10 protein-coding genes are annotated in these 13,761 nt (G+C 47.1%); 6 read left to right on the plus strand and 4 right to left on the minus strand.

The window, feature by feature from the left end:
* Positions 1–139: 139 nt before the first annotated feature.
* Positions 140–1,528, minus strand: coding sequence for a sigma-54-dependent transcriptional regulator (locus BS617_RS13345; protein ID WP_075173268.1), 1,389 nt, complete (start codon positions 1,526–1,528; stop codon positions 140–142).
* 36 nt (positions 1,529–1,564) lie between these two features.
* The gene (locus tag BS617_RS13350) at positions 1,565–3,763 is read right to left on the minus strand and encodes an ATP-binding protein (protein WP_246283282.1); all 2,199 of its coding nucleotides are present in this window, start codon (positions 3,761–3,763) and stop codon (positions 1,565–1,567) included.
* A gap of 178 nt (positions 3,764–3,941) precedes the next feature.
* Here BS617_RS13350 and pyk point away from each other — a divergent pair, with 178 nt between their 5' ends.
* The 3 genes from pyk to gshA all read left to right on the plus strand — a co-directional run bounded on the left by pyk (position 3,942) and on the right by gshA (position 9,594).
* Entirely contained in the window at positions 3,942–5,378 is a 1,437-nt protein-coding gene (gene pyk, locus BS617_RS13355; protein WP_075173587.1) for a pyruvate kinase, read from the plus strand.
* A gap of 217 nt (positions 5,379–5,595) precedes the next feature.
* Positions 5,596–7,911 carry a Tex family protein gene (locus BS617_RS13360; protein WP_075173270.1) on the plus strand — a complete coding sequence of 772 codons (2,316 nt, stop codon included), beginning with the start codon at positions 5,596–5,598 and terminating at the stop codon, positions 7,909–7,911.
* A 117-nt stretch (positions 7,912–8,028) separates the two neighbouring features.
* Positions 8,029–9,594 carry a glutamate--cysteine ligase gene (gene gshA / locus BS617_RS13365; protein WP_075173271.1) on the plus strand — a complete coding sequence of 522 codons (1,566 nt, stop codon included), beginning with the start codon at positions 8,029–8,031 and terminating at the stop codon, positions 9,592–9,594.
* A gap of 77 nt (positions 9,595–9,671) precedes the next feature.
* Here gshA and BS617_RS13370 read toward each other — a convergent pair whose 3' ends face one another.
* Positions 9,672–10,079 (minus strand): flagellar basal body-associated FliL family protein, encoded by a 408-nt coding sequence (locus BS617_RS13370; RefSeq protein ID WP_246283283.1) that lies wholly within the window; start codon positions 10,077–10,079, stop codon positions 9,672–9,674.
* Between the two features lie 144 nt (positions 10,080–10,223).
* Between BS617_RS13370 and BS617_RS13375 the strand changes: the two genes are divergently transcribed.
* From BS617_RS13375 to BS617_RS13385, 3 genes are all read left to right on the plus strand, one after another.
* On the plus strand, positions 10,224–10,709 hold the full coding sequence (locus BS617_RS13375) for an Rsd/AlgQ family anti-sigma factor (protein ID WP_075173272.1): 486 nt from the start codon (positions 10,224–10,226) through the stop codon (positions 10,707–10,709).
* On the plus strand, positions 10,706–11,692 hold the full coding sequence (locus BS617_RS13380) for a WD40 repeat domain-containing protein (protein WP_083610038.1): 987 nt from the start codon (positions 10,706–10,708) through the stop codon (positions 11,690–11,692). The genes BS617_RS13375 and BS617_RS13380 overlap by 4 nt, the downstream gene beginning before the upstream one ends.
* 155 nt (positions 11,693–11,847) lie before the next feature.
* Positions 11,848–12,945 (plus strand): PDC sensor domain-containing protein, encoded by a 1,098-nt coding sequence (locus tag BS617_RS13385; RefSeq protein WP_139303168.1) that lies wholly within the window; start codon positions 11,848–11,850, stop codon positions 12,943–12,945.
* Between the two features lie 80 nt (positions 12,946–13,025).
* Here the strand turns inward: BS617_RS13385 and bamJ are convergent, their stop codons facing one another.
* The gene (gene bamJ / locus BS617_RS13390) at positions 13,026–13,724 is read right to left on the minus strand and encodes a BamJ family beta-barrel-assembly machinery protein (RefSeq protein WP_075173274.1); all 699 of its coding nucleotides are present in this window, start codon (positions 13,722–13,724) and stop codon (positions 13,026–13,028) included.
* Between the last annotated feature and the right edge of the window lie 37 nt (positions 13,725–13,761).

Consider the following 13,761-nt stretch of genomic DNA (forward strand, 5'->3'; position numbering starts at 1 on the left):
CTTATATAGCACAATGCAGACCAACTAGCATAAGCCATTGTTTTTATTGAAATTGTTAATTAACAACTTTCGCAAGCCCGCTACTTTTGGCGGACTTCCACACATAGGTATAGCCCAAAAGTGGCGGATTTCCACACATTTAGGGTTTGTAGTCATTTTTATCGAGCCCATACTTCTGCATTTTGTCATATAGCGTCTTTCGCGGTAGGCCTAAACCAAGCAGGGTATCCTTGATTGAGCCGCCATGACTGGCCAACTCAGCCTGAAGAAGCATCTTCTCAAAGCGTTCTACCTGTTCTGGTAACGTCATCTTTCCTGTTTCTGCATCGGTAATCGGTCGATTATCAAAGTCAAAAGTACAGCTTTCGCCCAAAAGCACGTAACGCTCAGCTAGGTTACGTAACTCCCGCACATTCCCTGGCCAATCATGCGTTACCAGACTATGCATCCGTTCCGCCGAAATGCTGGGCACATCACGATTGTATTGTGCCGCCGCTATAATTGAGAAATGCTGAAAGAGTAACGGTATATCATCTATACGGTTACGCAACGGAGGGATATCGATACGAACCACGTTGAGCCGGTAATACAAATCTTCACGAAAATCTCCTTGCTCAGCCATCGTTTTAAGGTCGGTTTTACTGGCCGCTATCACACGAATATCAAGAGGGATTAATTCATTAGAGCCTAAGCGTTCAATAGTCCGCTCTTCCAGAACACGCAATAGCTTAACCTGCAACGCCAGCGGCATACTTTCGATTTCATCTAAAAATAATGTCCCGCCATTAGCATGCTCAAATTTACCAATACGGCGTGCTTTGGCATCGGTAAATGCTCCTTTCTCGTGACCAAACAACTCACTTTCTATCAAGCTCTCAGGGACAGCTCCACAGTTGATCGCTACAAAGTTGTTGCTGCGACGGTTACTGTGCTCATGTATGTAGCGCGCCATCAGGTCCTTACCTGAACCTGTCTCCGCAAGGATGAGAATGTCGGCCGGAGTATCCGCTACCGCAAACACTAAACGCCTTAAATTTTGAACAGAGGGGGTATTACCAATAATGCGAGGTCCCGGAGCATTTTGAGCTTCCAGCTCCTGACGCAGTCGACGGTTTTCTAGGGTAAGCGCGCGTTTTTCTGTGGCACGACGTACAATATCTAATAACAAATCTGTGGAAAAAGGCTTCTCAATAAAGTCATACGCGCCATCGCGCATTGCGTTAACCGCCATTGATATATCGCCATGACCCGTAATCAATATAATCGGAATATCAGGGTCGATAGACTGTACCTTTTTCATTAACTCCAGACCATCCATGCCAGGCATGTTGATATCTGACACTAAAACCCCAGGCCAAGCAGCTTCCAGCAAAGCCAACGCTTTTTCGGCACTGGCTTCTGTGACCACGTCATAACCACCCAACTCTAATGATTGTCCGGCTGATATCCGAATATGCTCTTCATCATCCACCAGCAACACTGAGGGTGTAGGGGTTGTATCAAGAGAGGTCGTGTTCAGGGGCTGCATAAAAGGCTCACTATTATTGTTAAGTTCTAAACCGAGTTAGAGAGTCGTCAACTGCTGGTTCAAGTCCATACTCGGGTCGGCCGGTAAAGCTAAACGGAACTGTGCTCCTCCAGCAGGGTGGTTACTCACTGACAGTTCACCTCCCATACTGGCGATAATACGATGTGAAATCGACAAGCCTAACCCCAGACCACTTCCTGCTTTCTTGGTTGTGAAGAATGGCTCAAAAACACGCTCTAGATCCGCTTCTGGGATTCCTGGGCCCGCATCATGGACATACAATACATGGCAATGCTCTTCGTAGTCTAAACGGATATCAATGCGACGCTCTGCTTGCTGATCCATCGCTTGAATGGCATTGCCTATTAAGTTAACAAGCACTTGCTCAATTCGCACAATATCACCAAGCACATAGTAACGATCTAAGCCTTCGGGCCAACTGATCACCACGTCTTCACGCCCTAATCGACCGTACATAATCGCCATGGCGCCATCGCGAACCGATTGCAAACATACCGATTCTTGCTGACCGCTCGACTTACGCGAGAACTCTTTAAGCGGGTGGATAATTTTTGCCATGCGCTCAGTTAACTGGCTAATCTCCTGCAAGTTACGCTCAACATTATCAATACGAGACAAGCGCAAAAACTGCTGAGCATTGTCCGCGTAGGCTCTAATGGCCGTCAACGGCTGATTTAATTCATGATTGATACCCGCCGACATTTGCCCTAACACGGCTAGCTTCGCGGTTTGTATAAGCTCGTTTTGTGTCTCTTTGTGTTGTTGCATCTCATCTCGCAGCTTTTGGTTCGCTTTGGTGAGGTCTAATGTTCGATCTCGCACGCGATTCTCAAGCTCAGCTTGTGCCTGCTGTAAGGCCTCTTCGTACTGTTTACGCTCAGTGATGTCATGCATGGTAATCAGAAAACGGGAGCCTGCTTCTCCGGGCATTTGGCCAATGCTCAGCTCTACCGGGAAAAAGCTTCCATTCTGCCGACGGCCTGAGGCTTCGATATTCAGATCATTACCAAACACATTGGCGTTGTTGGTTATGTGCTGCCAGCAGACAGGTCTGTCGGCATGCGCCAACAGTAAGCTGAAAAAGCGGTTTTTAAGCTGATCTTCGCGATACCCAAACAAGCGCTCTGCGGTGTGGTTAAACGTTTCTATTCGTCCTTGGCTATCAAGGGTAATCAATCCGGCTTGTGTGTTATCTATAATGGCACGGATACGGGATTCATTTTTCTCTAAGGTCTTAAGTTCGCGGCTTCTAAACTGCGAGCGCTCTTTCATGATACGGCGCCGAATCGTCAACACCAGCACAAGGAGAACAATGGCAATATAGATAAATGCAGCAAAAATCATCGCATTAAATGCTTGCCGTTTTACCGGTTTTAAACTGGCTAAAATAGCAACTTTAAAACCCGCTTCTGGTACCTGCGTGTTCTGCAGTAAATACTCACCCGCTCTGGCTCCATCCAACGCACTGTTTCGTATTTCTGGCCCATCTACTAAGGTAATGAGCTGGCTCCCATCCGCACGCTGTTCTCGCTTAATCACATCCAATGAGGTTAACTGATGATTGCCATAACGTAGGCTATTAATAATGCGCTTTACATCCGCCTGAGATAACGGCCGCAGTGTGTGGAATTTCCACTCGGGCTGCGTGGAAATAAAAATAACGCCATCCTCGTCCGTTACCAACAAGTCTGTATCGGGATCGCTCCAATCCTCTTCAATCTCGTTTAAGTCAATTTTAACCACGACCGCACCGTAAATAGTGCCACGGTGCTTAACAGGGTAAGCAAAGAAGTATCCCCGCTTATTAGAGGTTGTTCCTAACGCAAAATATCGACCAGGCTGGCCTTTTACAGCGTCTTGAAAATACGGTCTAAAACTGAAGTTACGATCAACAAATGAACTACTTTTAGTCCAGTTACTCGCCGCTATTGTTACCCCTTCGCTGTTCATCAAATATGTATCGGATGCGCCTATCACGCTATTTACTTGCTCTAAATACAAATTAGCGCGCATGCGCGAATCGCTGCTTTTATCGTATAAGAGCGTATTAATCAGCTCCGAATGGGTAGACAATAAACGAGGTAAGTCTTTATACCGGTCAAGCGTTTGCTGCAGACTCAAAGCATAGCGATTCATATCCGCTTGCGTACGCTGCTGCAATTCGTCAATGCCGTTACGCTGACTCAACATGGATACTTGGATTAGCAACAACACGAAGCCCACCGACAAACCGATGATAATGGCTGTACGTGATAAATTAAGATATTTAGTCAGAACACGTGTCCTATTACTAATTACATGAAGCTGACATGATCAGCTGCTATGATTTTATATGAAATGTATCCACTCTACACAAGAGCGTGATACCGACTTCAGTCAAACGAGAGCCGCCATGTTAAAAAGAACCAAAATTGTTGCCACTTTAGGGCCTGCCACTGACAAACCGGGCATTTTAGAAGCCTTAATCCGCGAAGGCGTAAACGTTGTTCGTCTTAATTTTTCTCATGGCGTTCCTGATGATCACCGCCAGCGCGCAGAAGCCGTTCGCGATATTGCTCGCCGTTTGGGTAAAGTCGTTGCTATTTTAGGTGACTTACAAGGCCCTAAAATTCGTATTGCCAAATTCAAAGACGGAAAAATACATCTAAACGTTGGCGACCATTTCGTACTAGATGGTGAACTAGATGCCCTTGCAGGCGACCAGCACCAAGTAGGCTTGGATTATAAAGATTTACCCAAAGACTGCGAACCCGGCGATATTTTGCTGCTAGACGATGGCCGTATGCAACTGAAAGTATTGGCCGTCAATGGCTCGCGTGTAGAGACCGAAGCCATTTTGGCTGGTGATTTATCCAACAACAAGGGTATTAACAAGCAAGGCGGCGGCCTTTCAGCGGCGGCCCTCACCGACAAAGATAAGCGCGATATTATCACGGCCGCCGAGATCGGCATGGACTATGTGGCCGTTTCCTTCCCACGCTCAGCCGCCGATTTAGACGAGGCTCGCTCACTACTGAAACAAGCAGGCAGCAATGCTGAAATCATCGCGAAGATAGAGCGTGCTGAAACGGTCGCCACCGATGAGGCATTAGATTCACTGATTCTCGCCAGTGATGGAGTCATGGTCGCTCGTGGCGACTTAGGCGTAGAAATTGGTGACGCTCAACTCATTGGCGTACAGAAAAAAATCATCACTCGTGCTCGCGAGCTTAGCCGGTCTGTGATTACGGCAACGCAGATGATGGAAACCATGATCAAAAGCGCGATGCCTACCCGAGCTGAAGTATTCGATGTAGCCAATGCTATTTTGGACGGCACAGACGCCGTTATGCTATCCGCCGAAACGGCCGCTGGCGATTTTCCGGTTGAGGTCGTTAAGGCCATGACTAAGATCTGCCAAGGCGCCGAAGAGCATCAGTCAGCTAAGCCAACGGTCACGAGCATCACCAAACGAGGTGACCGTATCGATGAGACTATCGCCCGTTCGGCCATGTACACAGCCAATCACCTAGTGGGCGTCAAGGCGATTATTTGCCTAACAGAGTCAGGTTCTACACCGCGCTGGATGTCTCGTATACGCTCGGGTCTACCTATTTACGCCTTAACACGCAATGAAGTCACCATGCGCCGTATGGCCTTGTATCGCGGCGTAGAAGCCATGCACTTTGATGCCACTCAAGTTGCTAGCGAGAAACTAAACGATGAAGTATTGTCAGGCTTAAAAGCCAAAGGTGTCCTTAACTCGGGCGATCTAATTATACTCACACGTGGTGCTAACATTGGGGAAAACGGCGGCACTAACTCGATGCAAGTATTGCAGGTACCGTAATTTCGCATAACGAACTCAAGCCCCTGTTCTGCCGTCAGATCAGGGGCTTTACACAGGTGCGCTCTACTTTTCCCCTTTTCCCCTTCCCTCTTGTCATCGCGAACGGCCGTCAACAGGTAGCAAGCTTTCTTTATTAACACTGAGAGACTAGTTCCCGATCCGCAAACCTGCTGTTATTCTCTCGCTTGTGTTTTTTATTGTTAGGGATACCGCTCCAATGACTCTTGCCAGCCAGATTGCCAAGGAACTCAATGTCCGTCCACAGCAGGTTGAAGCAACCATAGCTTTACTGGACGAAGGTTCGACTGTTCCCTTTATTGCTCGCTACCGTAAAGAAGTGACCGGCGCTCTGGATGATAGCCAGCTACGCTTACTGGCTCAGCGCGTAGAATATTTGCGTGACTTGCAAAGCCGTAAGCAAACCATCCTGCAAAGCATCCAAGAACAAGGCAAGCTCACCCCTCAACTAAAAGCCGATATTGAATCGGCCGACACTAAGGTGCGTTTAGAAGATCTCTACCTACCGTTTAAACAAAAAAGACGTACCAAAGCACAAATCGCCCGCGAAGCTGGATTAGCGCCGCTAGCCACAAGGTTACTACAGCAATCAGGCGAGGCTCCGTTAACGCTAGCCAAGGCGTACATAAATCCCGATCACGCCATCAACCACCCACAGGACGCACTCGACGGTGCCCAGCAGATCCTCATTGAGCAGTTTGCTGAAGAGGCTAACTTGATAGAAACGCTACGTCAGTGGTTTTGGCAAAACGGTCAGCTGCATGCCAGCGTCATGCGTGGGAAAGCAAGCGACGATAGTAAGTTCAGAGACTACTATGACCACACCGAAGCGGTAAGCCGAATGCCCTCTCATCGCGCGCTGGCCGTGTTTCGTGGACAAAAAGGCAGCGAGCTAAAAATAAGCATCCTACCGCCTGAACAAGAGCAATCAACACCGGTAGAAACCATCAAGCGCTTTTTCTCGCTACCCAATGGGCACTCAGCACAAGATCAATGGCTGGCATCCACTGCCGAGCTTACTTGGTCACAGAAGTTACATAAACAGTTAGAGACCGATGCCCTACGCCGCCTTCGGGAAACAGCAGAAGCAGAAGCGATTCGTGTATTTGGTCTAAACCTCAAAGACTTGCTACTAGCGGCTCCTGCTGGACAAAAAATTACGCTAGGTTTAGACCCAGGCCTGCGAACCGGAGTTAAGGCCACCGTTGTTGATCAAACAGGTAAGCTATTAGCCTACACAACAGTCTTTGCGCATGCTCCACGCAACCAGTGGGACGAGTCGATCCATTCATTAGCGACTCTCATTAAACAACACGCTGTTGACCTCATCAGTATTGGTAATGGCACCGCCTCGCGTGAAACCGAACAACTCGTAAAGGCAATTAATAAGCACTACCCAGAACTTACCTTCACATCGATTGTTGTCAGTGAAGCGGGCGCTTCTGTGTATTCGGCATCCGAGCTGGCAGCTAAAGAGTTTCCAGAGTTAGATGTCACGTATCGCGGCGCCGTTTCAATTGCGCGTCGCTTGCAAGATCCGCTCGCCGAACTTGTTAAGATCGACCCTAAAGCTATTGGTGTCGGCCAATACCAGCACGACGTGGATCAAAAAGCCTTAGCGGGCGCGCTCGATAGTATTGTCGAAGATTGTGTTAACCATGTTGGCGTCGACCTCAACACAGCTTCATGCGAGTTACTGGTCCAAGTTGCAGGCCTTAACCGCACGACAGCACAAAACATTATCGATTACCGTGATGCTAACGGAGCCTTCAGCGACCGTAAAAAACTGCTTAAAGTACCGCGTTTAGGTGCAAAAGCGTTTGAGCAATGTGCAGGCTTTTTGCGCATTCGCAATGGCAAACAAGCACTAGATAATTCAGCAGTACACCCCGAGGCATATGATTTAGTGGATCAGATGGCACACTCTGTTAATACGACAAGCGATCAACTAATTGGCAACACGGCTTTGCTTTCTCAAATCGATCGCCAGCGTTTTATTAGTGACCAGTTCGGTGAGTACACTGTCCGCGATGTTCTATCAGAACTCGAAAAGCCAGGACGAGACCCTCGACCAGAATTTAAGACAGCCACGTTTGCCGACGGGGTAGAAAAGATCGCGGATTTAGAACCGGGTATGCAACTAGAAGGAGTGGTCACCAATGTGACAAACTTTGGGGCATTTGTCGACATTGGTGTCCATCAAGACGGCTTGGTACATATTTCGGCACTATCTGATCAGTTTGTGAAAGACCCTCACACCTTGGTCAAAACAGGTGATATTGTCAGCGTGCGAGTGATTGATGTCGACGAGGCACGTAAACGCATCGCTTTATCAATGAAGTCAAATGCAGACTCCACGTCCCACAATCGCAAAGCGGCTCCCAAAACATCTACCCAAAGTGAGCGTACGTACAAGAAAGCGCCAGCAAGCAAAAACGCTAGTCAACAACGCAGCCAGCACTTAGGGACAGGCCTTGCAGATAGCCTCAAAGCGGCTGGCTTTAAGATTAAATAGTTATAAAATTAGCGCTTTCAGATTGAATACTAGAACGCATCGTTGCAATGCCGTTTTAATAAATAGGTGGGCTATAATAGCGCCACACAATATAGCCTCTCGTTGAAGGACTTCATTTTGACATCCGTTTTAGAACAACAACTTGATCAACTGACCAGCCAAGGCACTGCACAGTATTTGAAAGGCATCCTTCATGGTATCGAAAAAGAGGGGCTTAGGGTTGATCACCAAGGGTTTCTTAGTCAGTCCTCTCACCCTGCTTCATTGGGGGCCGCTCTGACTAATCCTTATATTACTACCGACTATTCAGAAGCCCTGCTTGAATTTATTACACCGGTACTAGCTGAGCCAGATGCCGCTATTGAGTTTTTAGACGACCTGCATACCTACAGCTACCAAGGCTTAGGGGATGAATTAATCTGGGCTGGCAGCATGCCGTGTACTATTCCTAAGGCCGAAGACATTCCCATCGCTGAGTTTGGGTCCTCGAACGTCGGCCAAATGAAGCACATTTACCGGGTAGGACTGGAGCATCGCTATGGCAAAATGATGCAAACGATCGCAGGCATCCACTATAACTTTTCGCTACCTGATGACTTCTGGCAAGCCTATCAAGCTCAGGAAGGCAACACCGATAGTTTACAAGCCTTTCGATCAGCCTCTTACTTTAAGTTGATCCGTAACTTTCGACGTTACTCATGGCTTTTACTGTATTTGTTTGGAGCCTCCCCTGCATTAAGCAGTAGCTTCCTTACAGGCAGAACTCACGAGCTGCAGCAGCACAAGGAGCAGACTCTTTACTTACCGTACGCAACGTCGCTACGCATGAGTGATCTAGGCTACTCAAACAAAGCGCAATCGTCGCTTAACATCTGCTTCAACCACTTGCACACTTACACCCGCTCCTTGCACAGCGCCATACACACCCCCTATTCAGCTTATGAAAAAATTGGGGTCAAAGTGGATGGTAACTACCGCCAATTAAACAGCAATATTCTACAAATCGAAAACGAGTATTACAGCGATATTCGCCCCAAACGCGTTACCCGCTCGGGCGAAAAGCCTCTGCATGCGCTCCAAGAGCGTGGCGTAGAATATGTTGAAGTGCGAAACACTGACATCAACCCATTATTACCGTCAGGGATTGATAGTTCGCAGGCACATTTTTTAGATGCGTTCCTCATCACTTGTCTTTTGATGAGCGATAAAGAAATTAGCGTGCTCGAATGTGACATGCTCAGTACAAACCTGCAACGGGTGGTCACTCGTGGGCGCGAGCCAGGACTCAGCCTAGAGACCCCCGAAGGCGAAATCGACCTGAAAGCCGCCGGCATAGACGCGCTTGAACAGATCGCTCTTACTGCAACTATGCTGGATCAGATTCATCAAACTAGCGCATATAGCAGTGCTGTCGTGGCTCAAAAGGTAAAAATGGTCGACGCCTCTAAAACGCCATCAGCCATGGTACTTGCCGACCTATTCGCCAGTGATACCGAACACAGTGAATGGCTAGTACAAAAGAGTATCGAGCATAAAAATAACTTCTTACAGCGGAAAATATCACCCACTCGAGTAGCGGAGTTCGACGCATCTGTCGCAGACTCTTTACTTAAACAAGCCGATATAGAAGCAAATGATACACTGGAGTTCGATCAGTACTTAGCCCAGTATATGGAAAGCTAAATACCAAAGGTCGCAAGTTTCTATCAACTACTGAAGCTTGCGACCTAAATTCTGTATTAATTTTTTATAACAATAACTTACTGAACCACAAAACTCGTGAAGAACAAGTCAGAAATCATCGCCTCGCCCTCTTCTTCTACAATTAAATCCTGAACTACTTTTAAGCTCTTTTTCGCCAATTCCGTTTGTGCCTGAATTGAATCAACACTTTCGGCTGTTTGACCGCTGTATAAGAACACAAGATCGTTTCGGATATTGGCCATGTGATGGTTAATCGCAAACTGTGTGGCCTCAGAGCCTACCGCAATCGATACTTCACACTTCAAAAAACGCGTCACACCCGGCCCACCAAAGTTGACTGTAAACGGCTTAAGCTCGACATAGCCAACATAATCATCCGCTGGTGCAGCGTCATCATCAGCCGCATAGGCTACCGAAAAAAAGCACAAAAATATGACGGCTATCAAGCCACGCATGGGTAACATACGAACATCCTCAAGAAATCAGCTATACTGGGTTAATAGCTTCAGTATAGCTATGGATGATCTAAGTGCCAGTCATTCACGTATTGCACTAAAAAGTAGCTTGGGATTACTATTGAAGCTCTGCATTGGAACAGGAATCCGATTATGTTAGAAAAATGCCAAAACGCTAAAGAACGCTGGGGTGGTGTCAGCAATATTATCGATAACTGGTTAGAAGCTCGCCAAAAGCTCATTAGCCAGTTTGTTGCCTTGCCTTCCACCGAAGTGAAAAACCTTGAAAGCAAGATCGGACAGTTCTGCACCGCTATGATGGACTATTTGTCTTCAGGTCACTTCGAAGTATATGAGCAATTATTACGCGAAGGCAGCGAATACGATGATGGTGGCTTAGAAAAAGCGCAAAAGCTTTTCCCTCTGATACAACCCACCACGGACGCAGCGTTAGACTTTAATGACGCGTATTCATCCTTTTCTTCACCAACCGTTCAACAAATCCGAGAGTTTTCGTTTCAGCTATCAACTTTAGGTGAGAACATTGAAGAACGCTTTACGCTTGAAGATCAACTCATAGAAGTACTCCACACAGCACATCGCGACATAGTGATGTCTGCGGAGGAAGCACAAGTATGATGCCGGTTATCACAGGCAAGTTACTACCTTTGGCATTGATCTGTGGACTACTCAGCGCCTGTGATAACACATCATCTCCTTCTGACTCGCAACGCTTTACCACCTTGGGTGCATACTCTGGTGCAATTTCGCAGGATGGCTCCTTAGCGGTTGTAGGTGCTCAAGAGGAAGGAGGCAGCTTATGGAACATACAACGCAAAGCGCGGCTGTATGACTGGAATCACGCATCAGGAGAGCGATCTCTGATTGCTGCCACCAGCTTTTCCCCTGATGGCCTGTTTGCCGCAACAGCGACACAGCAAGATTTAGTGCTCTGGCACACAGACACAGGCCAAGCCGAATGGTTTTGGAAAGCCCCCGGTGAAATTTTAGATATGGCTTTAGGTGAGCAAGGCCAATATGCGCTATTAGGGCTAAGCAACCAAGCGGCGGTCTACTTTGACATCATTAACGGAGGCATCAAACAAACGCTTCCTCATCAAGCGCGCGTCCGTACCGTTGATCTTAGCGATGATGCTGAATTAGCCATAACCGGCGCGGATGATTACACAACTACTGTATGGAATCTCGCCACCGCAGAGCCGTTGCATACACTGACGCTCGACAATGTTATTGATGTAGCCGCCCTGTCACCCGACGGACGTTTAGCCTTTAGTGCCAGCACCTTAGATAAGGCGATTATTTGGGATACAGCCTCCGGCAAGGTATTACACACACTAAGCAGTAGCGAAGGCTTAATTCCTAAACGCGTTAGTTATGTGGCTGCACGCTTTTCTAGCAATGGCAACCAACTGTTAACAGGTACCTCTTCTGGCTTAATCCAGCTTTGGAACAGCCAAACAGGTCAATTAACAAAAAGCTGGCGCGCTCAAAAACGAGAGGCTTACGGCCCCAACAGCACTTCCATTTATGATGTCGCATTTGGCAGCAATGGCACCTACTATGCCATGGGTTCAAATGGTGTTTTAAATACCCTCCGCTAAAATTAATTTCCTGTCTATAATAGATTAGCGAAGCCATTATTCGTCTTTAACCGTGCGTCAGCGCACAAATCCATATAGTATTTTGTTGCTAATAACGGTCACTTATTCGTTTTAGTGTGTACTTTTACCCTAAAAAAACAAAAAAGGCTTAGAAAGTGAAGACAACGACAACTACAGGTATGACGTTATTTCCAAAAATACTCTTTAGTATTTTACTCGTCATTCTCGTACCGCTTGCCGGTTTACTCTACCAAAGCATATTCCAGTTTCAGGCAGAACTGGAACGAAAAGTTAATCAAGATCTAAAAAACACCAGTGAAACTTTAGCCGCGAAAATTAACGGCTGGACAGATATGAGTGTTCGTTTACTTAAGCAAAATGCTGCCTTACCGGAGGTGCGTTCGTACAACGAAGCCCTACAGGCTCCTATCTTGGCAAGCATTTTAGATACCTATGAATGGACCTACTTAGTTTACGCAATAGGCCCAGACGGCTATAAAACGGCACGCAGTGATAATGACCCGGTTCTCAACGCTGATGGAACACCCAAACACTTTCGAGGTGATCGTACCTACTTTCAGCAAATAAAAGCTGGCAATGCTATAGGCCAGCAGGTACTGCTTAGCCGCACGCTGGGTAAACCTGCATTTATCTTATGCCATACGGTCGGCATTCAGAGCAGCCCTGGGGCCCTTTGTATGGGCATGAAACTCACCGACATGTCAGAAGCGGTCGCCAACATTAGCTTTGGCCAGAGCGGTTATGCCATGCTGCTGGACGACGATAATAAGGTTATTGCCCACGGCAAGCCTGAGCTACTATCAGAACAGTTACAGGATTTTTCTGATTACCCAATGGTAGCTAACGGCACACTAGAGCAACCCGTGGTATACAGCAACAATGGCGTAGAGAAAGTCGCCTACATGCAGCCTTTAAACCAAGGCTGGCGCTTAATTATCGAGCAAGACTATGACGACGCTTACGCGAGCGTAAAACGCACCAAATTAGAAGCGTATATTTTAATGATTGCGACCCTAATTATTAGCATACTGGCAGCCTACTTAATTGCTCGACTCATCACTCGCCCCATTGCGAAACTTACGGCTATTGCTGAAGATATTAGTAAAGGTAAGTTTCACGACAAGCTTGATGAATCAGCCCGCGGTGACGAAATTGGCACACTAGCCCGCTCCATAGAGCGCATGGGGGTTAGTATTAAGATTATGCTTAAACGATTAGCGAAGAAGAGCTAGTTAGTCGTACCCTAGCGTTATAGCAAGACACAAAAAAACCACCGTAAAGGTGGTTTTTTTTATATCGATCAGCCGTCAAACTATTCGCTTGGATTTACTTCCAATAGCTCTACGTCAAATACCAGCGTTGAGTTAGGGCCTATTGCATTACCCATACCGCCTGGGCCATATGCCAAATCAGAAGGGATCGCTAACTTCGCTTTGCCGCCCTCTTTCATCATTTGAAGTGCTTCTGTCCATCCCGGAATAACACCATTCAACGGGAACGAAACAGGCTCATTACGTGAATAAGAGCTATCAAACTCAGTGCCATCGATTAATGTGCCACGGTAATGTACTTTGACTGTATCTTCTGCCGAAGGCTGTTTACCCGTGCCTGCAACTACTTCTTCAAACTGAAGACCGCTATCCGTCGTCACCACACCGTCACGTTTTGCGTTTTCAGCCAAGAATGCTTCACCAGCCTCTAGATTTTTTTGGGCTAGATCAGCGACTAACTTACGCTGTTCTTCCATTTTTTTTGCCTGGAAAGCCTGCATGGTTTCACCCACTTGTTGGGCATCCAGTTCTGGCGTAGCACCTTCATAGATAGACTTTAGACCCGCTTGGAAAGCCTCTAAATCAAGCGTATCCATATCCTGTTTGAGCTTTTCACCCAAAATCAGACCTAGGCTGTAGCTGACTTTCTGATCTTCAGAATCCAAATCTACGGCATGTGCCATTACAGGCATCAAAGCGATGGTACTTGCGACCGTCATGGCCAGCAGCGTTTTTTTCATTACGTTATCCTTAAGACTCAATACAAGTTTACAGCTT

This window comes from Neptunomonas phycophila (assembly GCF_001922575.1).
Lineage (GTDB): Bacteria > Pseudomonadota > Gammaproteobacteria > Pseudomonadales > Balneatricaceae > Neptunomonas > Neptunomonas phycophila.

What these genes read in the sequence shown, in the direction of transcription:
- BS617_RS13345 (WP_075173268.1), bottom strand. Translation starts at nt 1,528, where the DNA reads ATGCAGCCCCTGAACACGACCTCTCTTGATACAACCCCTACACCCTCA.
- pyk (WP_075173587.1), top strand. Translation starts at nt 3,942, where the DNA reads ATGTTAAAAAGAACCAAAATTGTTGCCACTTTAGGGCCTGCCACTGAC.
- BS617_RS13360 (WP_075173270.1), top strand. Translation starts at nt 5,596, where the DNA reads ATGACTCTTGCCAGCCAGATTGCCAAGGAACTCAATGTCCGTCCACAG.
- BS617_RS13370 (WP_246283283.1), bottom strand. Translation starts at nt 10,079, where the DNA reads ATGTTACCCATGCGTGGCTTGATAGCCGTCATATTTTTGTGCTTTTTT.
- BS617_RS13375 (WP_075173272.1), top strand. Translation starts at nt 10,224, where the DNA reads ATGTTAGAAAAATGCCAAAACGCTAAAGAACGCTGGGGTGGTGTCAGC.
- BS617_RS13380 (WP_083610038.1), top strand. Translation starts at nt 10,706, where the DNA reads ATGATGCCGGTTATCACAGGCAAGTTACTACCTTTGGCATTGATCTGT.
- bamJ (WP_075173274.1), bottom strand. Translation starts at nt 13,724, where the DNA reads ATGAAAAAAACGCTGCTGGCCATGACGGTCGCAAGTACCATCGCTTTG.